The organism is Nitrospirota bacterium, from assembly GCA_016207885.1.
Classification (GTDB): domain Bacteria; phylum Nitrospirota; class Thermodesulfovibrionia; order UBA6902; family UBA6902; genus JACQZG01.
Map to the genome: position 1 here is coordinate 24567 of JACQZE010000003.1, position 18218 is coordinate 42784.

The 18218-nt window shown below is 45.7% G+C and carries 23 protein-coding genes; 10 read left to right on the forward strand and 13 right to left on the reverse strand.

The window, feature by feature from the left end:
• Positions 1–2: 2 nt before the first annotated feature.
• The 5 genes from HY807_00115 (at position 3) to HY807_00135 (ending at position 3897) form a co-directional block, all read left to right on the forward strand.
• Positions 3–362, forward strand: a complete 360-nt coding sequence (locus HY807_00115; protein MBI4824814.1) for a hypothetical protein — start codon at positions 3–5, stop codon at positions 360–362.
• Between the two features lie 260 nt (positions 363–622).
• The gene (locus HY807_00120; protein ID MBI4824815.1) at positions 623–850 is read left to right on the forward strand and encodes a hypothetical protein; all 228 of its coding nucleotides are present in this window, start codon (positions 623–625) and stop codon (positions 848–850) included.
• A gap of 39 nt (positions 851–889) precedes the next feature.
• Positions 890–1231: an alkylphosphonate utilization protein gene (locus HY807_00125; GenBank protein ID MBI4824816.1), complete on the forward strand. Its 342-nt coding sequence runs from the start codon at positions 890–892 to the stop codon at positions 1229–1231.
• An 85-nt stretch (positions 1232–1316) separates the two neighbouring features.
• On the forward strand, positions 1317–1919 hold the full coding sequence (locus HY807_00130; GenBank protein MBI4824817.1) for a LemA family protein: 603 nt from the start codon (positions 1317–1319) through the stop codon (positions 1917–1919).
• Between the two features lie 13 nt (positions 1920–1932).
• The gene (locus tag HY807_00135; GenBank protein ID MBI4824818.1) at positions 1933–3897 is read left to right on the forward strand and encodes a M48 family metallopeptidase; all 1965 of its coding nucleotides are present in this window, start codon (positions 1933–1935) and stop codon (positions 3895–3897) included.
• Between the two features lie 55 nt (positions 3898–3952).
• Here HY807_00135 and HY807_00140 read toward each other — a convergent pair whose 3' ends face one another.
• Complete coding sequence (locus tag HY807_00140; GenBank protein MBI4824819.1) at positions 3953–4096, reverse strand: hypothetical protein; 144 nt, start codon at positions 4094–4096, stop codon at positions 3953–3955.
• A gap of 260 nt (positions 4097–4356) precedes the next feature.
• Here HY807_00140 and HY807_00145 point away from each other — a divergent pair, with 260 nt between their 5' ends.
• The 5 genes from HY807_00145 (at position 4357) to HY807_00165 (ending at position 7494) form a co-directional block, all read left to right on the forward strand.
• Positions 4357–4881 carry a hypothetical protein gene (locus HY807_00145; protein MBI4824820.1) on the forward strand — a complete coding sequence of 175 codons (525 nt, stop codon included), beginning with the start codon at positions 4357–4359 and terminating at the stop codon, positions 4879–4881.
• 986 nt (positions 4882–5867) lie between these two features.
• On the forward strand, positions 5868–6074 hold the full coding sequence (locus HY807_00150; protein ID MBI4824821.1) for an AbrB/MazE/SpoVT family DNA-binding domain-containing protein: 207 nt from the start codon (positions 5868–5870) through the stop codon (positions 6072–6074).
• Positions 6071–6445, forward strand: a complete 375-nt coding sequence (locus HY807_00155) for a type II toxin-antitoxin system VapC family toxin (protein MBI4824822.1) — start codon at positions 6071–6073, stop codon at positions 6443–6445. The genes HY807_00150 and HY807_00155 overlap by 4 nt, the downstream gene beginning before the upstream one ends.
• A 238-nt stretch (positions 6446–6683) precedes the next feature.
• Positions 6684–7058 carry a hypothetical protein gene (locus HY807_00160; GenBank protein ID MBI4824823.1) on the forward strand — a complete coding sequence of 125 codons (375 nt, stop codon included), beginning with the start codon at positions 6684–6686 and terminating at the stop codon, positions 7056–7058.
• Positions 7027–7494 carry a hypothetical protein gene (locus HY807_00165; protein ID MBI4824824.1) on the forward strand — a complete coding sequence of 156 codons (468 nt, stop codon included), beginning with the start codon at positions 7027–7029 and terminating at the stop codon, positions 7492–7494. Before HY807_00160 ends, HY807_00165 begins: the two co-directional genes overlap by 32 nt.
• Positions 7495–7528: 34 nt before the next feature.
• On the opposite strand, the gene HY807_00170 is transcribed toward HY807_00165, so the two are convergent.
• The 12 genes from HY807_00170 to HY807_00225 all read right to left on the reverse strand — a co-directional run bounded on the left by HY807_00170 (position 7529) and on the right by HY807_00225 (position 18078).
• A complete protein-coding gene (locus HY807_00170) occupies positions 7529–7891 on the reverse strand; it encodes a hypothetical protein (GenBank protein MBI4824825.1) in 363 nt (120 codons plus the stop codon).
• A 35-nt stretch (positions 7892–7926) separates the two neighbouring features.
• Positions 7927–8604 carry a DUF1016 domain-containing protein gene (locus tag HY807_00175; protein ID MBI4824826.1) on the reverse strand — a complete coding sequence of 226 codons (678 nt, stop codon included), beginning with the start codon at positions 8602–8604 and terminating at the stop codon, positions 7927–7929.
• 144 nt (positions 8605–8748) lie between these two features.
• On the reverse strand, positions 8749–11217 hold the full coding sequence (locus HY807_00180) for a DNA internalization-related competence protein ComEC/Rec2 (protein MBI4824827.1): 2469 nt from the start codon (positions 11215–11217) through the stop codon (positions 8749–8751).
• Positions 11214–12557: a phosphoglucosamine mutase gene (locus tag HY807_00185; protein MBI4824828.1), complete on the reverse strand. Its 1344-nt coding sequence runs from the start codon at positions 12555–12557 to the stop codon at positions 11214–11216. The genes HY807_00180 and HY807_00185 overlap by 4 nt, the downstream gene beginning before the upstream one ends.
• Before the next feature lie 32 nt (positions 12558–12589).
• Positions 12590–12967, reverse strand: a complete 378-nt coding sequence (locus HY807_00190) for a hypothetical protein (GenBank protein MBI4824829.1) — start codon at positions 12965–12967, stop codon at positions 12590–12592.
• Positions 12964–13731, reverse strand: a complete 768-nt coding sequence (locus HY807_00195) for a TIGR00159 family protein (protein MBI4824830.1) — start codon at positions 13729–13731, stop codon at positions 12964–12966. The genes HY807_00190 and HY807_00195 overlap by 4 nt, the downstream gene beginning before the upstream one ends.
• Positions 13732–13797: 66 nt before the next feature.
• Complete coding sequence (locus HY807_00200; protein MBI4824831.1) at positions 13798–14604, reverse strand: energy transducer TonB; 807 nt, start codon at positions 14602–14604, stop codon at positions 13798–13800.
• A 115-nt stretch (positions 14605–14719) separates the two neighbouring features.
• Positions 14720–15175, reverse strand: coding sequence for a universal stress protein (locus HY807_00205; GenBank protein MBI4824832.1), 456 nt, complete (start codon positions 15173–15175; stop codon positions 14720–14722).
• Between the two features lie 64 nt (positions 15176–15239).
• Positions 15240–16001 carry a type III pantothenate kinase gene (locus HY807_00210; GenBank protein ID MBI4824833.1) on the reverse strand — a complete coding sequence of 254 codons (762 nt, stop codon included), beginning with the start codon at positions 15999–16001 and terminating at the stop codon, positions 15240–15242.
• 17 nt (positions 16002–16018) lie between these two features.
• On the reverse strand, positions 16019–16831 hold the full coding sequence (locus tag HY807_00215; GenBank protein MBI4824834.1) for a biotin--[acetyl-CoA-carboxylase] ligase: 813 nt from the start codon (positions 16829–16831) through the stop codon (positions 16019–16021).
• A gap of 2 nt (positions 16832–16833) precedes the next feature.
• Positions 16834–17460 carry an endonuclease III gene (nth, locus tag HY807_00220; GenBank protein MBI4824835.1) on the reverse strand — a complete coding sequence of 209 codons (627 nt, stop codon included), beginning with the start codon at positions 17458–17460 and terminating at the stop codon, positions 16834–16836.
• Positions 17461–17463: 3 nt separating this feature from the next.
• Positions 17464–18078, reverse strand: a complete 615-nt coding sequence (locus HY807_00225) for an MBL fold metallo-hydrolase (GenBank protein ID MBI4824836.1) — start codon at positions 18076–18078, stop codon at positions 17464–17466.
• Positions 18079–18218: the final 140 nt, after the last annotated feature.

The window sequence follows — 18218 nt, forward strand, 5'->3', positions numbered from 1 at the left end:
CCATGAAAGAATTTCTTGCGGCAGTATTTGGTCCCTCGGTTCAAGGTTTAGTACGCAGCCTCAGATTCTGCGCAGCGGCAGTTGCCCTGCATGGGATGCTCCTTTGGATCTCTACTGCAATTAAGTCTCTTTTCCCCGGCTTATTCGAACTGATAGGAGAAGTTTTTTTCTGGGTCATGGCGGTTCCTGCCTTGATCCTCAGCAGCCCCTTCACCTCTGTTCTTTGGAAGTTCGGGTTAATGAATGCCCCAGGATGGTTCGCATGGCCGAAGCCGATGGGCATTGCCCTCGCATATATGATATGGATTGCTGTTCTTATCGGCCTGGCTCAGGCAGTTCAACTGTGGATAAACAAAAATTAACTTGCCTGACGATGTGAGTTAAAGAGGCAGAGTTGTGCTTGTATTTTCCCATTCACACAACTATACTTTTCTTGTTACAAAAATACTAACAGCTGTCTAATAATTATTGGGCTAAGAAATCAAACATGAAACATTGGCTCATTTTTCGCTTGTCGGCAATGATCAGTATCTGTCTTGCATTGGTATCATTAGCGGGAGCAGAAACTCCTCCCGCCTGCGCTGTCCCAGGGCACGTGATCCGTTGGGAAGCAAGCTACTGTATGTTCCTTTCAGAGACAGACGACCTTGAGTTGGAATCTGTCCAGCAGTGTATGTCGCACTTCTCACTTCCGGGTTATGACGCCGGCATGAGTGAATGCGATCAGAAGACCTTACTGCGAAGAAAGCTCTGTGAACTGTTTATCGCAAGTCAATATTTCGAGGGTTCTCTTGAGGACTGTGAGAAATCCGAGAAAACAATTCCCACATTCGTGAGCAAAGATGATTAACGTTAAGAATACCGGCCAATCAAAAACAGGGGGTACAGTATGAGCAGTTTACCGAAATGTCCTAAATGCAGTTCAGAATACACTTACGAAGACGGAACTTTGTATGTCTGTCCGGAATGCGCACATGAATGGCCGCAAGATCCTATCGCAGAGAGCGCTGATGATAAACTTGTTGTTCATGATGCCTATGGAAATGTACTTCAAGACGGTGACGCCGTTACAGTGATCAAAGATCTGAAAGTAAAGGGGTCTTCATCGGTGGTCAAGGTCGGCACCAAAGTAAAAAGCATCCGCCTCGTCGAAGGCGACCATGATATCGACTGCAAGATCGACGGCATTGGAGCGATGAAGCTGAAATCAGAATTTGTAAAGAAGGCATAATGGTTAATGAATTGGTTTATAATGATCTACGCCGCCTGATATCAGAAAGCCGGCCTATATAAACATTTAAATGCATGGAGGTGTTATGGGAACAGCATCTATTATTTTGCTTATCATTGTGTCAGTCGTCGTACTTCTTGTAATTTATTGTATCGGCCTTTATAACAATCTGATCAAGTTAAGAAACATCTTTAAGAACGCCTTTGCGCAGATCGATGTTCAGCTTAAAAGGCGCTATGACCTGATACCGAATCTTGTAGAGACTGCCAAAGGATATCTGAAACATGAAAGAGAGACCCTCGAAGCTGTCATAGCCGCAAGAAACCAGGCAGCCTCTGCGTCACAAAAAGCCTCTGCTGATCCTGCTGACCCGAATGCCATAGCCGGACTGATGGGAGCTGAAAATATGCTGACCAGCACCCTGAACAAGCTCTTTGCGCTGGTTGAATCGTATCCTGACCTAAAGGCAAACCAGAACATGATGCAGTTGAGCGAAGAACTCACATCTACCGAGAACAAGATCTCATTTGCGCGTCAGGCCTTTAATGATGCAGTGATGCGGTTCAATACCGCCATAGAGGTCTTCCCTGCCGTGATGATTGCAAGTGCTTTCAACTTCATGCCCGCAACACTTCTTGAGATAGAGAAAACTGAGGAACGCCAGGCGCCAAAGGTCTCCTTCAGCTAACACTCCTGATGACATGAAGGATTTTTTCTACAGACAGGATGAGGCAAGAAAGAAGACTGCCAAGCTGATCATTCTCTTTGCGGCATCTATCCTCTTTACCGTCTTCTTCGTTTATATCGCCATAACAGCAGTCCATCAGTTCACATACTATCTTAAACATTATAAGAACATGAGTGATGCCCCGGTATTCTGGAGCACCATCAGGTTTATCACGGTCTCTATAATCACTACAGGCATAATTATCGGCGGGGCTATCTATAAGATAAAGGACCTGAAGAGCGGAGGCCGGAAGGTTGCCGAGATGCTTGGCGGCAGGCGTATAGTACACGGGTCAACAGACCTTATGGAAAAGAAGCTTATAAATGTCGTTGAGGAGATGGCAATAGCATCCGGCATCCCAGTGCCTGATATATATATTATGGATGACGAGGGAGGCATTAACGCCTTTGCATCAGGCTTCAATACTCAAGACGCTGTGATCTGTGTAACAAAAGGCAGCATCACCCTTCTGAGCCGCGACGAGCTTCAGGGAGTAATAGCCCACGAGTTCAGCCATATCTTCAATGGCGACACGCTGATCAATATCCGTTTGATCGGTTTACTGCACGGCATACTTTCCATCAGCTCACTCGGCGAATATATGCTTTCCAGAATCGGCAAAGGCAGCGGGTATCATTCTTATAGAGGCTCTCAGGGAGGCCTGGCCTTCTACGCGCTCGGCATAGCGCTATTTATAATAGGATACATAGGATTTTTTGTAAGCAAGATTATAAAGAGCGCTGTCTCCAGAGAGCGCGAGTATCTGGCAGACGCCTCTGCCGTTCAGTTCACCCGAAACCCGGAAGGCCTAGGCGGCGCGCTCAAAAAGATAGCCGGGCTCCGCCAAGGCTCAAGGATATATAGCCGCCAGGCATCACTTGCAAGCCATATGTACTTCAGTGACGGCCTTGACCAGAGTTTTTTAGCTCTTATGGCCACTCATCCTCCCATTGAAGAACGCATCCAGCGGATAGACCCGTATTTCAACGGAGTGCTGCCTGATATCAAACCTGTTCAAATCCCCAGGCCTGAACCTGTCAAAAAAGCCGAGCCTTTAATAGCGGTTCGGAAAGATGCGGTAAAAGAGGTTACCGGAGCTGCCGCCATTGCGATAATCTCAACTATGGGCGCCCCTATGAAGGAGCATGCTGATAAAGTAAAAGATATGCTCTCCGGCCTGCCTGAACCTGTAAAGGATGCGGCGCGTGACCCTCTCAGTGCGTGTGCCCTCATCTACCTTCTTCTTTCAGATGGGCAAAAAGGGATGAGTGAAAAACAGCTGCAGGCATTGCAAGCCTCAGAGTCAGAAGGCCTTCTGAATGAGGTAACAAGGCTGTCTGAATATTCCTCATCAATCACACCCGGAACCCGCCTGCCGCTTGTTGAGCTCGCGCTTCCAGCTTTAAGGAATCTTTCACCTGAACAATATCTTGTGTTTAAAGATAATGTCAGCCTCCTCACTACCGCTGACCAGAACATCAGTATTTTTGAGTTTATGCTAAAGCATCTTATTTTCCGTCACCTTGCTGCCTACTTTATAAGGACTAAGACAATGGCAGCACAGATTTATTCGGTCCGGGGCGTTTCAGCTGAATGCTCAATCGTTCTTTCCGTCTTGGCACGTTCAGGACATGATGACAACCAAAAAGCAGAAGCCGCCTTTAAAAAAGGCATTCAGACGCTTATACAGCCGGACGTTCAACTGAACTTTCTGCCAGTTGAAGAGTGTACATTCACCGGCCTTGATAATGCGCTCAACAAACTGGACACTACCAGTCCCCTGATAAAGAAGAAGCTGCTGGTCGCCTGCATTGAATGCATGACCTTTGATAAAACCATAAAGGTTGAAGAGTCTGAACTCTTCCGTGCAGTTGCTGATGCCCTTGGATGCCCGGTGCCGCCATGGTTATTGTTTCAGAAACGATATTCAAACTCATAACTCCCGACCGCCGCCACATTATGGCCTCACACATCAAGAGGAGGCCACATTACTTTCATTTACTGATTCTATTAAGGATATGAGCCTTTGCCTTCTCATGCTCAATGCCTTTGCCTTTATCGATCTGCTCCTCAGCTCTTTGAAGATCTTCAAGCAGCCTTTTAACCTGAAACTTCGGAACTACCTTTTTATTAAGCATAATTTGATTTGCCGTATATCATGGGTGTTTTAATATCCATGTTATACGGACGGCTGTATATGCTGGCTATTATGGGGTAAACACCGCCATTCTTCAAGATAAATCATTAACTACACCACTATATTTTGTGCTTGTGTTTTCTTATTCATACAACTATGATATTCATATTCCAGCAAATACGGACGGCAGTCTACTAATTGTTAGGCATCAACATATAGGCAATAACATATAGCCAATTATGGGAGTACAAGGCAAATAAAATGAGTGAGCAGACTGGATCAAATTCTGAAAGGGATACTTTGACACAATTGCAGTCTCTGTCGAATTCTAACAGAGGTATTACAATTGAAGAGATTGCCCCATTTCTTAAAAGTTTACCAGAGAACATATCAATGCCAGTATTGCATGCACTGATTAATTTAGGTTCAAATCAGGTAGGTATTTGGAAGTCTCAGTGGCTCTTCTCTTTTGCTAATTCACCAAATACTACGGCCAAAGCAGAGTCAGAGCGCTGGAGCAACGTGCGGGACAAATGGTTAGATTTGCTTTCGGAGCTGGCTCCTGATTTGAGAGAACTACTCCAGCGTCAAAATAAGTTAACTGAGTTTGGACACCATTTGACTAGGAGTCTAGATTACAACAAAACAAAACCCTTCAAAAGAATTACTTCGAGTATTTTATCGTATCTTTCAATGTTCATGGGTAAACTTGGATTCGACAAAATAGGAGAGAGACTATATGCGCGAGCACTGTTCCCTAAAGGCACAGTTGGCGGAAATTTATAAAATGCCTAACCATGCGCTGCAGATGAACGAGTACCACAGGACACTTTTTGGGGTAGCATTGTTATGAGGACTGCAAATCGGTTTGGACGCATGTTGTTATCTTACGGTGGTACTCGTCACTGAGCTTTACGTTATCCGTCTATAAAGTTATCGTTGGAGCGAGCGGCGGAGTTCCGAGATTTAAGAGCTGGTTGAGCTATCGATTTAAGAAGGTAGACGGAAGGGTTAGGATTTTATTCAAGCGGCTTTGCTGAGTAATTATAGAGTTGGAGTTAGATGGAGACCGCGCTTTTGAGAGGCTTTTTGCTGGAGTATAGCTGTTAAGTAATTATTACTGGTCTTTTGATTGATGACAGTTGATGGTTTTGAGGTAGAAGTCTTTACGGAGCAGTAAGCCGTTGTAAATTATTGGGTCCATCAGTTGTTGAGAGTTTCAGGTTAAGGCAAGGGGCATTTTAGTAATCGAGCAGTTGTAAAGAGCAAGGTTATTGATAGCCAATTTATTTAGTCATTCAGTAATTGAACGATGATAGATTAAAGAGCGGAAGTCTTTACGGGCAGCGAGCCGTTGTAACTTACAAGGCTTAAAAAAGTTCTGGACAAGAGCGGAGCAGATGCAATAGACTATTTGACAAAAGCACGGGGATAATCAAGCAGGGCTCACAGCAGACCATCAAAAAGCACAAACTCCCCAAGTTAAGACACAGGCAATAATAAAGACAATAAAGACAGAAGCTGAACGGATAACAAGGCGCTGCAGTGAAATCGAACCACAGGACACTTTTGGTGCGTGCGTTAGGTTTGAAGTCAGCAAATCAGTTTTTTGCAGTTTGATGAGATTCAGTGGCTCGATTCACTGAGCTTTACGTTCCCCTCACGGCATACCTGAATTGAACTCATAACTTCCGACCGCCGCCTTCTGCATTTTGACAAGATCATATCGATGATGATATCGTAATACTAAACATATCGATGGAGGTATTGGCATGCAATCAGTAACCGTATCACCAAAATATCAGGTCGTTATCCCAAAAACAGTACGGGAAGCATTGAATCTTCGTCCGGGCCAAAAAATGCAGATTGTCGAATATGCCGGGCGCATTGAACTTATACCGGAACGCGATATCAAAGAACTCCGTGGATTCCTTAAGGGCATCAATACGGAATTCAAACGGGAGAAGGACAGAGTATGAATATCGTAGATTCTTCCGGCTGGCTTGCGTATTTCGCGGACGAGCCTAATGCCAAGCATTTCCTTGCCCCGCTGAGTAATTCGGCTTTGCTTGTTGTGCCAACGGTAACGATATACGAGGTATTCAAGGTCATTCTTCGTGAGTCCGGCGAGAATGAAGCACTGCAGGCGGTGGTTGCTATGCAAAAAGGAACGGTTGTGGATCTGAATGCGCCATTGGCAATCGCCGCTTCAAAGCTGAGTTTGGAGCATAATCTTCCAATGGCAGACAGCATTATTCTCGCAACAGCGCAGGCATTCAAAGCCATCCTCTGGACTCAGGACTCAGATTTTAAAAAGATAAGCAATGTGAAGTATTTCCCCAAGAAATAATCTCGCCGCATCCTCTCGCGGCATACTCACATTAAACTCATAACTCCCGACTGCCGCCTTGTCCGCAATACCAACCTTCCACAATAGCTCGATCAGCTTTACCCTGAGGCCTGAAAGCCCCTTTTCCACTCTTCCGCCCTCTCAGGTGTCACTTCTTTTTAGCGCTTGATTGCAAAAAGAGATTATGCAAAACAGCAGCATTGCTATATGTACCATATTACGGTACACTATATTTATTATGAGAATATCTCTCGAAGTAATTAAAGATAAGTGCCGTCAGCAGAATATTACGCTCTCTGAACTGCTTAAACGGGCAGGAGTAAGCCGCAATGCGTTTTATTCATTGGCGCGTGAGGAGTTTGTTCTGCCTAAATCTATCCGGGCTGTTGCGAAGAGCCTGAATGTATCTCCTTCAGAATTTCTTACTGAAGATACCCCGGAGATGGAAAAGATGAAGCTTTTACTGAATAAAGTGGATGAGATAGCCGGGAAATACAAGAATATTGATAGGGACAATATCAGGCATACGTTATTATTAATGCGTGAACCGCCTATTGAATGTTTAAGGAGGGCCTTGACACGTGGCCGAAGACCTCATATTCACCAAAAGTGAAATTCGTTTTCTGCGCGAATTAGTCCGCTGCAAGGTTGACTTCATGATTATCGGACTGTCAGCGGCGGCTTTACAAAGTGCTCCGGTCGTTACTCAGAATATTGATCTTTGGTTTGCAGATTTAACCGACCCGCGCCTGACTAAAGCATTAAAAAAAGTAAAATCCATTTATATCCCTCCTATCGGAAACAACCCACCGATGTTCGCCGGAGACGATGCCGGGCTTTTTGACATTGTAACTCATGTGGATGGGTTAGGCGGATATGCCGAGATCAAGAAAAAGGCTATAAAAATAGCTTTGACTGATTTTAAAGTACAGGTACTGCCGCTTGAGTTGATCATTAAAAGCAAACAGGCAGCCGGCCGTTCCAAAGATAAACTCGTGCTGCCTGTGCTGAAGGATGTATTGAAGATAATTAAATCAGAAAAGAAATAATTCTGATCCTGTCATTGAACTCATACGTAACCCCTCACGGCATACTGACATTAAACTCATAACTCCCGACCGCCGCCTTGTCCGCGATACCAACCTTCCATAAAAGCTCAATAACTTTTGCCTTTGAAGCCTTGGGAACCATCACGATCAGCTTTGCACCGAGGCCTGAAAGCTTCTTCCACTCTTCCGCCTTCTCGGGAGTCACTGTCTTTTCTGTCTCAACCTGCATGATCGCAAGCACCATCCCGTGATTGCCGAGTATCAGATCAGGATACATACCCTTGAACTCGTTCTTCTCACCGCCCTCAAGATTTATCTTTACATCTGTGTAGCTCCTTGAGAGCTTCTGCCTGAGATATGATACAGCCCAGTCATGAAAGAGTTTGTCATTATCCATAGTCATTAACCTCACTTTGACGGATTTTTAAATTCTTAATTCTCCAACTCTGCCTCAATTTCCTCAATCGTAGGCAAATTGCCTTTCAGCTTCTTCGGTAAAGAACGGGTTAATTTTGTCTTCCACTCAGCTACGCCAATAGGTTTTTTAATATCACGCAAAGCATATTCGGCAAGAACCCTGTCTTTTGTAGCGCATAGAATAATCCCGATTGAAGGATTGTCTTCAGGGGCTTTCACAATATCATCGAGAGCCGACAGATAGAAGTTGATCTGCCGGTGATAAAGATCGTTTTCTATTTGCAGGACAAGAACATTCCGTGACCAACCGTTCTCTATGGTTTTCCGAATATACCATTCTCTTTCAGAAGAGTTTTTAACCTTGTCCAGCAGGGTAATATTGTGGTACCAGGTAATTTGTGCAAGCACCTCTTGCACAAATGCCTTATCCTTGTATAAAGCTGCAAAAGCACGCATATACTTTAGATTGCGCGGAGAAAAGCCAGACATATCGAAAAATTCACGTTTGAGGTCGGCAGCAAGGCGATCAATAACCTTTGCACCCCAGTTTTCCTTTGCCTGCCTTGTAAGAATTTCTTGTCCGATCTGCCAGTAAAGCAACACCAGTTCCCGGTTTACCGACAGCGCCGCTTTAAACTGAGCAGAACGTATCCGTTCTTTCAAAGCGCTCAACAGTTCCGCATACCCGGTCATTACCCGTTGTTTCAGAGCTTTATCAGGCCGCTTCTGTAATGTAGCGTCTTTTTGTTTCTCAATCTTCTTTTTCATATGGATGCCTAATTTTAATCAAACTGATTATAAACGGCAAGAAGAAAATATATAAGGACCCTGAAGACATTAGAGCAGAAGCATCAGGTTCCTCACCTCATCTTCCCAACTGCCAGCCTCTTTGAATTCACTATCCGAATATGTCGTTGCCTCATATCCTTCTTCGTTGAATGTAACAATTACCGCACCGTCTCTGTCAGTCCTTAATAACCTTGTCCCTGATTCAATGTATCTTCTGACCGTCTCTTCATGAGGATGATGGAAAGAGTTGTTTCTGCCGACGCTTGCAACTGCAAGCTCAGGCTTAACAGCATTGAGAAGCCCGATTGAGCTTGATGTCCTTCCTCCGTGATGCGGGACCTTGATGATATCACTTTTGAGCCATGCGCCAAGATGTGCGATATTATTTTCTGCTTCCTCCTCTATATCACCTGTAAATAGTACCGCCCCGCTGTCAGACTCTATCTTCAGCACCAACGACCCGCTGTTCTCATCTGAGAATTGCCCTCTTGGAGAGCCTGTATAAAAACCGGCATACGGATGAAGCACATAAATTTTATACCCCTTTCCTTCGAGAAGCTGGCCTCTCTTCAATGTCTTAACAATTATCTTTTTATCTTTGGCATTATCTATCAGGCCCGTTATCACATCTGATCCCCTGCCGCTTGTCCAGACTTCGCCTGCATCAAAGTTGTTGAGCAAACAAGAAATGCCGCCGTAATGGTCAGGATGAGTGTGGCTTATTACAAGGTAGTCTATCTTCCTTATTCCTTTAGACCACAAATAAGGCGCAACGACCATTCGGCCGGAATCAGGAGCAGTCGGCCCGCCGTCAATAAGCATAACTTTTCCATCCGGCAGTTCGATAAGAGAAGAGTCGCCCTGCCCTACATCCAGGAATGTTATCCTGAATCTGGCTTCAGACAAAAGAGGATTTAAGAGGTAAAAGGTTACAACAATAACGAGAGGGAAATATCTCCACCTCACACTGCTTTTAAGTAGAAATACACATGAAAGATAATAAAACATTATCATCAGGAACGACGGATTCGGAACGTGAATATTCGCATAAGGAATATTTGAAAAGATCTCCGTCAGATAGAGAGTAAAGCCGGTTGCAGTATTTAATAGCCAACTCAGCGGCAATGTTTGAAGATCAAACAGGAGAGATGCAAAACCCGTTAGAAATCCAAGCGGCAGTATTATGAAGCAGACGATAGGCGTAATGATCAGGTTTGTCAATGGTGATACCAGAGGGAACTGTTTAAAATATAACGCGATGAGAGGCGCTGTCCCCATGACAGCGGCGATGGTTATTAAGATTGACGACTTCAGGCTCTTCGCAAATTTATCAACGTAGAGAAATACTCTCTCTTTCTTCTCTGTTTTCTGACTATCTGTTGCCTGCTCTGTCTCTTCATTGTTTTCCATGATGAGCCCTAACGAAAGCACAGCGATGAATGAGAGCTGGAATGAAAGGCCAAAGAGTTCATCAGGTTGCCAAAGAAGTATAATGAACGCGGCGATAGAGAGCGAGTTTAGCCACTGCCCGCGCCTGCCGATCAAAAGCGCGAGCATATATATGAATGCCATGATAAAGGAACGGACAGCAGGAGCGCCTGCGCCTGCCAGCAGCATATAGAATACGAGCAGAGGCATCGTCACTATAACAGCCGCCTGAGTCGGCGTAATATATATGGTCATCGCCTTAAAGGCTTTATCAGGCAAAAATCCCGCTGACCTCTTCACAAACTGAAATATGAGAAAGGCGAGAAGGCCGAAGTGTGTGCCTGATATGCTCAGGAGATGCGTAAGCCCTGTGGAGCTGAAGTGGTCGAGCACATCCTGCCCCATCCCGCGCTTAAGCCCTGTGATTATCGCATTGTTAAATGACGCGTTATCATGCGAAAGGCTGGCATTGATAATGCCCCCGAGCCTCTGCCTCATTCTGCCTATCCATGAGAGAAAGCCTTTGCCTCTCCTGACAAGTTTAATTTCTTTGGTATAGCCCGTGCCTAATATACCGTCTTTCCTTGAGTTATATGAATATACACCGGGGTTGTGGAATACAGGGGGTTCTTTGGGTTTCGTAAAAGCCTTTACCACATCGCCGGTGAAGAGATATAAAGCACCCTCGCCCCTGGAGGGAGAGGGCAAGGGTGAGGGGGCTTTATTTATGATTGCCTTAATAATATAAAGCCTGACTTTTCCCATTATGGTTTTTCCGTTGATCGAGACATCATCTAAGGTGATGCGGAGATTATTATCAGATACTTCGGGAAGATCAACTATCGTGCCGCTGACAGATACATTATCCTGAGAGAACTTTATCTCAGGTATCGGGTCATAACGCAGTAATGAATAGAAGATACCGGAAAGAAAAAATAAAGCGGCGAGTAATATGGCCTTCTTATTATTACATCTGAGATAGAGACAACAGCCAGTTATTATAATTAAAGAATTAATTGTGAAAGGGAAGAACGGGAGGAAATGAAAATAGGCAATGCCTAAGATAAAGGCTGTTGCTGAAGATATCAACCCATCTCAGTCTTTATGACCTCTGCAACCTCCTCTGCTATTGTACGGATCTTCTTCATATCATCGCCCTCAACCATCACCCTGATCTTGGGGCCGGTTCCAGAAGGCCTTACCAGAATTCTGCCGCCCTTGAGCTTCTTCTCAGCCGCTTCAACAGCCTTAAGCACATTAGGGAACTTCTCTATCTTCTTTGCCTTCGGCACAGTGACATTTATAAGCACCTGAGGATAAATCGGCACTTGTGACGCAAGTTCTGAAAGAGACTTGCCGGTCTTTATCATAACGGCAAGCACCTGAAGGGCGCATATAGCGCCGTCACCGGTCGTGTTGTAGTCGAGAAATATTATGTGCCCGGACTGTTCTCCGCCGAGGTTATAACCGCCCTTTATCATCTCTTCAACAACATACCTGTCGCCTACCTGCGTCCTTATCAGGTCGATGCCTGATCTTTTCAGGTAAAGCTCAAAACCTAAATTGCTCATGACCGTGGCAACAACGAGGTTCTTCTTAAGCGTCCCTTCTTTCTTCATATCAAGGGCGCAGATCGCCAATATCTTGTCGCCGTCAACTATCTCTCCCTTTTCATCGCAGAGAATGACCCTGTCGCCGTCGCCGTCGTGTGAGATGCCTATATCAGCTTTGTGCTCAATGACCGCCTTCTGTATCACGTCAGGATATGTAGAGCCGCAGTCCGCATTTATATTAAGGCCGTCCGGCCTGTCATGGATCGCTATTACATGCGCTCCGAGTTCGCTCAGCACATGCGGGGTTATCTTGTAGGTTGCTCCATTGGCGCAGTCGACGACTACCTTCATGCCCTCGAGCGTCCTGCCCTTGGGAAAAGATGCCTTCACATATTCAATATACCTTCCTGACGCGTCATCCACCCTGTGCGCCTTGCCTATCCCGTCTCCCTCAGGCCTGATCTTCTTAAGCTCGTCTGAGAAGACCATCTCCTCTATCTCTCTTTCAACGCTGTCAGGGAGCTTGAAGCCGTCTGATGAGAAGAACTTTATCCCGTTATCATCATAGGGATTGTGTGAAGCTGATATGACTATACCCGCGTCCACCCTGAGGCTTCTTGCTACAAAGGCTATGCCGGGCGTGGGCATCGGGCCGACCAGGATAACATCCACTCCCATCGAACATATGCCTGATGTAAGCGCGCTCTCGATCATATAGCCTGAAAGCCTGGTGTCCTTGCCTATGAGTATCATGTCGCGGCCGTGCTTCTTCTTAAGGACATACGCAGCGGCGCGGCCGACCTCAAACGCTATCTCGCCGGTGATAGGAGGATGATTTGCCTTGCCCCTTATGCCGTCAGTTCCGAAAAGCTTCATCCTTTTTCTTCCTTCAGATTCCATGCGGCCTCCTAATTCCGTTCCTGAAGCATCAGGCTGACTGTCTGAGGAGAGATGCTGTTTACTTCAAGATGTCCCGGCAGTTTAACATTCTCTTCTGAAAACGTAAAAACATTCATGCCATTTTTAGATTTACTCATATTCAACTCAAGGGTGATGTCATTCTTTCCAAGCCCGTCAATGATCCTTTCATATCCTTCTATGCCTACACTTACCTTATCAGGCGAAACAGTTAACTCAAGCCCCGGCGGCATGTTAACAAACTGAATCGGCACCTGAACGACCGTCTCGATCTGGCTGCTCGTGATAACAAAGAACCAGAGGCCGACAGCAAAGACGAGCGATACCAGTTTCAGCCATATATTTGTAAAGAAGAATTCCTTTATCATCTCTTTTTAACCTTGGTCGTGCTGAAGCTCTCTGTAAGAAAATCCCTGAGCTTGCCTGAATCCATATTCTTCATTATCTTGCCTCCTATGGCAACAGAGATCGTCCCTGTCTCCTCGGACACTATTACCACAACAGCATCGGTCTCTTCCGTAAGCCCTATGCCGGCCCTGTGCCTTGTGCCGAAAGACTTTGAGAGTTTCGAGCTTAATGTCAGCGGCAGGAAGCACCCGGCGGATATAATGCGGTTGCCCCGTATGACCACCGCGCCGTCGTGAATGGGCGAAGATGTATGAAAGATGCTTAATAGGATCTCCTGCGAGACCTTTGCGTCAAGCTGCGTGCCTATCTCCATTATCTCGTCAAGGCTGTTCTCTCTTTCAATTACCATGAGCGCGCCCATCTCCCGGTTCGCAAGAGATATTGCCGCCTTCACTATCTCTTCACGCGACCTGAGCCCTTCCGCGCTTGAGAATGAAGGCAGGAACTTCGCCTTGCCCATATGCGCCAGCGCCTTCCTGATCTCAGGCTGGAAGAGTATGATGACCGCAAGGACGATCTGCGCCCAGAGCGTCTGGATTATCCAATCCATCGTATAGAGCTTGAGCCGGCCGGAGAAGAGGAATACGGCAAAGATGACCGACAGCCCTATAAGCATATGCGCTGCCCTGGTCCCCTTGATTATCAGAAGGAGACGGTAGAGTATCGCCGCTACAATAATAATATCAAGGATGTCCTGCCATTTTACGAGTTTCAGTATTTCCATAATTAGTGAATATTATAGCAGGTTTTTATTTTGAATTAAGGAAAATATCAGTCGCTAAACCTGCCGCTACCATACATAAGGGCCGCGCATGTCATAAATGAAATGGCCGTCGATCGTATAGTCATCTCCTTCCCAGTCCGGGGGCAATGGCCAAAAAGGGGATGCATCCTTCACAGCCTTCATTGCGGCATTATCAAGCTCGACATAACCTGACGGCCTTACTATCTCCATTTCACCAAGCGTGCCGTCTCTTTTTATAACAAATCTCATATTAAGGTCACCTGCCCTCCCGCGCTTTTTAGCTTCCTCGGGATACTGCCATATACCCTCTATCTTCTCTTTCAAAGACCTCATATAGCCCCTGAACTTGAGGTCTGAAGTGTCAAAAGAGATAACCTTTCTCTCTGAAGATACCCCCTCTCCGCGCTTCTCTATCTTTGCTCTGTCATAGAGCGAGGATTCACCCGCAAGATAGGGGCCTTTTTTCTCAGTTTTTGAAGAAGCGTCAGCAGCAGTTGTTTTGCTTTCAGCCCCTGAATCAGCCTTGTCAACGGCAGCTGATTCAGCAACATCCTCTGAGACCTTTTTTGAATCACCATCACCAAACATCGTCTCAGGCTTGACCGTAGGAATGTACTCGGAAGGTTTTTGTAATTTCAGCGGAGTCTCTTTCCTTGTCTTCTGTATTACACTCTGTGGAATTATGGTTTCAGGAAGGTCCCTGTCAGCCTTAGGCGGGGATACAATATCTACATTGAATACCTGCGTTATCCCCTTCTGTGTAAGGTATGTTTCAGATAATAAGGCAAGAAGGATGAGATGCGCTAAAACAGATATGGCTACAGATATTGCTAAATAACGATAAGGTTTCAATTCTAACGCCCGGTTTGAGCACTCCTTTTTCTCCGGCAATCTCGGCACAGAAGAAAAAGAAAGGCCTGTGAACCCATCATCGGCAAAAAGAGGATCTCACAGGCCTTCACTCTGGTTATAGTTCTCTGTGCTCGGGAACCCTTACGGTAAGCACCGGACATGGGGCCTTTCTTACGACCCTTTCCGCCGTGCTTCCAAAGAGCAGCCTGTCGAGGCCTGTCCTGCCGTATGTGCCCATAACGATCAGATCGATCTTTTCTTCAGCCGCAATTTTGAGCGTCTCCTCATGAGGGATGCCCTTGACGACCCTCTTTTCCACATTGGGCAGCGCCCTGACCTCCTCTATGCAGCAATTCTCGATCTCATCCATTGCCCACTTGTCCAGTTCCCTGTAAAGCTCATCCGCAGAGATATGCGGGACATGCGCATCCGTTGCTTTCATGACATCATAGATGACATGAAGGATATAAAGCTTGGCATTATACTGCTTTGCAAGATCCGCTGCGTAATGCAGCGCGTTGTCAGAGCCTTCAGAAAAATCCGTGGGGAAAAGAATACGTTCGATCTTCATACTTTACACCTCCTGAAATAAATTAATAATTAATGATAAAAATATATAAACAACAGTATCCGGATTATGAATTAAGGTCGTATATTGCCTTGAGCCCTTTAAATGTAAGGCCGGGGTCAATCCTGTTTTTTGACCTGATATACGGCGCTATCATATCAGCGCGCCCTCCGGTCACTATTACAGTATAATCCAAGCCGGTCTCTTTTTCTATATCTGCGATTATCCTGTCAACAGCCCCGGCATGTCCGATGATTATACCTGAAAGTATAGCATCAGTTGTGCTATCCCCCAAAATTTTTTCAGGGGCCTTGATATTTATCTCAGGCAGTTTTGATGTATTGCCGGCAAGCGCCTTTGCCGATATATCAATGCCGGGCATTATAACCCCGCCCGTAAATCCGCCCTCTTCAGTGACGACGCTGAATGTCGTTGCTGTCCCGAAGTCAACGACTATCTTGTTCCCTTTATAAAGCCTGTTGGCCGCCGCCGCATTGGCAAGCCTGTCAGAACCTACTCCCTCAGGATTTTTTATATGCAGTTTCAACCCTGTCATTTTCACATGATCGACAATCACCGGTTCAAGGTTGAATACCTTTCTGACGGCATCGGCCAGCAATGGAGTGACATCTGTAACAACTGAAGATATCACAGCCCCTTCAGGGTTGCCGGCTTTTTGCCGGGCAAAAAAGTCCTTCAGCATCCCGCATAATTCATCAGCCGTGCCCTGTCGCAAACTGACAGTGCTTAACCTTAAAATATCCATGACGCCTTCATCGTAAAAACAGGCCTTAATACTTGTATTCCCTGCGTCTATAAGTAAGAGCATAATTATAATGAAAGACTTTATTCCTTAATTTTTTTCAGCACTGTCACATCTCCGGCATTCACTATTTCATAACCGCCTGAAGGAAGTTTTATGATAAGCGCACCTGTATCATCAATATCCTCTGCGATCCCGGATATGACCTTATCATACATTTTGACAGAAACATTTTGCCCGAGGGTTGAGCTGAACTCGCGCCATTTTTGAAGCATGGAATCCTTACCGCCTGCAAGGACGGCCTTATACCATTTTTCGAGTTCAGCGAGTATCTTGCCGAAAAGTTCCACTCTGTCTATCGTTCTTCCGCACTCTTCGGACAGTGATGTTGAAAAAGGCTTAATATCTTCGGGGAAGATCGACGGATCCATGTTTACATTTATGCCGATGCCTACCGCAACAAATTTTATTTTATCATCATATGTCTTCATATCAAGAAGTATGCCCCCTGTCTTTCTGCCGTCAACAAGAAGGTCGTTAGGCCACTTTATCTCCGCATTCAGGCTGGTGAAGTTTCTGATCGCGGATACACATGCGACCGCAGCTGTCAATGTTAATAACGGCGCTTCAATGGCAGGGAAGCCGGGCTTCAGAAGCGCTGTGAAATAAAGGTTTACGCCGGGAGGAGATATCCAGTTACGACCCATCCTTCCCCTGCCTGCTGTTTGAGAATCAGCAACAACAATGATCCCTTCAGGTCTTTCGTTTTCTTCATCTATCTTCATCACAAGGTCATTCGTTGAGGCGGTTGAACTGACAAATATCACATCCCTTCCCAGTATATCTCCCTTAAATGCAGCCTTGATATCCTCTTCAAACGAATTCGCATATGTCATGTTTATAAAACCTTTTCCTTCCATTCACATTCATCAAACAGAATACATTGGGCGCAGACAGGCCTTCTTGCCTTGCAGGTCTCCCTGCCGTGAAGGATCAGCGCAAGATTAAGCGCTGTCAATTTATTCTTCGGGAACTGCTCTGCAAGCTCATATTCAACCTTCTCAGGATCATTGGAGTGCGCGATCCCCAGCCTGTTCGATACCCTCAAAACATGAGTGTCAACGGCGATGGCTTGTTTGCCGAATGCGCTTCCCAAAACCACATTGGCGGTTTTTCTTCCGACACCCGGCAGGGTGATCAGCTGCTCCATCGTCTCAGGCACCCTGCCGTCAAATTCTCCCATAATCTTTTTACAGCATTCTATGATACTCTTCGCCTTGTTCCTGTAAAAGCCGGTCGGCCTGATATCCTGCTCAAATCTCTTCAGGTCTGCAGAAGCATAATCCGAAGCAGACCTGTATTTTCTGAAGAGGGCCTTCGTAACTTCATTCACCCTTTTGTCAGTGCACTGGGCTGAGAGTATTGTTCCGATGAGGAGTTCCAGCGGAGTTTTAAAATCAAGCGACGTCTTGGGGTCAGGATATTTTTTTATTAAAAGCCTTGCTATCTTCTTCGCGTCAGCCACGTTCTATTCCGCCGGTAATATCCTGACTTCTATTCTGCCCTTCAGCCCCCGGGCAAATCTCTCTGCATCATCAATGCTGCCGACGACTGAACCATAGTGCATGGGAATGGCTACTTTTGGATTAATATCTATAGCTGCTTTAACAGCCTCTTCAGCAGTCATCACATATGTTCCCGATACCGGCAGCAGCGCTATATCAGCTTTAAACCCTTTCATCTCAGAAATATAGTCCGTATCGCCTGCTATATATATACTCTTGCCGTTCAGTGTGAAGATATACCCCACCCAGCTGTTTCCTTTCGGATGGAACTTCTTATTCGTGTTATACGCGGGCACAGCTTCAATGCTGATCCCTTCAACCGTAATCTTGTCACCGGGCTTAATGAACCTTACATCTCCGGAAAGCTTCGCCGCGCAGTCAGGTGTTGCTATTATTACAGTCTTCCTGCCTGAGACCTTCTCAACATCCGCGGCAGAACAGTGGTCACGATGCTCATGGGTAATCAGAATGATATCAGCCGTATCCTTCTTTTTTATCTGGAACGGGTCTGTGTATATCACCTTTTCCCCGACTATCTTAAACGTGTCATGCCCAAGCCAACGTATGTTATCTGTCATCTTATCGCCCTCCTCCCCGCCTGCATTGAGAGATGCGGAAGTTATGAATATGAATAAAAGCAGAATGTGGAAAATATCTCTTTTCTTCACGGCTTTCCTCTTAAAGATTAAAAGATTATATCACATAACATCCTGGATTA

Bases quoted from the DNA above. Each gene is read 5' to 3' on its own strand.
- HY807_00135 (MBI4824818.1), top strand. From the start codon at position 1,933: ATGAAGGATTTTTTCTACAGACAGGATGAGGCAAGAAAGAAGACTGCC.
- HY807_00205 (MBI4824832.1), bottom strand. From the start codon at position 15,175: ATGAAGATCGAACGTATTCTTTTCCCCACGGATTTTTCTGAAGGCTCT.
- HY807_00145 (MBI4824820.1), top strand. From the start codon at position 4,357: ATGAGTGAGCAGACTGGATCAAATTCTGAAAGGGATACTTTGACACAA.
- HY807_00170 (MBI4824825.1), bottom strand. From the start codon at position 7,891: ATGGATAATGACAAACTCTTTCATGACTGGGCTGTATCATATCTCAGG.
- HY807_00225 (MBI4824836.1), bottom strand. From the start codon at position 18,078: ATGACAGATAACATACGTTGGCTTGGGCATGACACGTTTAAGATAGTC.
- HY807_00215 (MBI4824834.1), bottom strand. From the start codon at position 16,831: ATGACATATGCGAATTCGTTTGAAGAGGATATCAAGGCTGCATTTAAG.
- HY807_00190 (MBI4824829.1), bottom strand. From the start codon at position 12,967: ATGATAAAGGAATTCTTCTTTACAAATATATGGCTGAAACTGGTATCG.
- HY807_00115 (MBI4824814.1), top strand. From the start codon at position 3: ATGAAAGAATTTCTTGCGGCAGTATTTGGTCCCTCGGTTCAAGGTTTA.
- HY807_00155 (MBI4824822.1), top strand. From the start codon at position 6,071: ATGAATATCGTAGATTCTTCCGGCTGGCTTGCGTATTTCGCGGACGAG.
- HY807_00150 (MBI4824821.1), top strand. From the start codon at position 5,868: ATGCAATCAGTAACCGTATCACCAAAATATCAGGTCGTTATCCCAAAA.
- HY807_00125 (MBI4824816.1), top strand. From the start codon at position 890: ATGAGCAGTTTACCGAAATGTCCTAAATGCAGTTCAGAATACACTTAC.
- HY807_00130 (MBI4824817.1), top strand. From the start codon at position 1,317: ATGGGAACAGCATCTATTATTTTGCTTATCATTGTGTCAGTCGTCGTA.
- HY807_00160 (MBI4824823.1), top strand. From the start codon at position 6,684: ATGAGAATATCTCTCGAAGTAATTAAAGATAAGTGCCGTCAGCAGAAT.
- HY807_00185 (MBI4824828.1), bottom strand. From the start codon at position 12,557: ATGAAGCTTTTCGGAACTGACGGCATAAGGGGCAAGGCAAATCATCCT.
- HY807_00195 (MBI4824830.1), bottom strand. From the start codon at position 13,731: ATGGAAATACTGAAACTCGTAAAATGGCAGGACATCCTTGATATTATT.
- HY807_00175 (MBI4824826.1), bottom strand. From the start codon at position 8,604: ATGACCGGGTATGCGGAACTGTTGAGCGCTTTGAAAGAACGGATACGT.
- HY807_00120 (MBI4824815.1), top strand. From the start codon at position 623: ATGTTCCTTTCAGAGACAGACGACCTTGAGTTGGAATCTGTCCAGCAG.
- HY807_00140 (MBI4824819.1), bottom strand. From the start codon at position 4,096: ATGCTTAATAAAAAGGTAGTTCCGAAGTTTCAGGTTAAAAGGCTGCTT.
- HY807_00210 (MBI4824833.1), bottom strand. From the start codon at position 16,001: ATGCTCTTACTTATAGACGCAGGGAATACAAGTATTAAGGCCTGTTTT.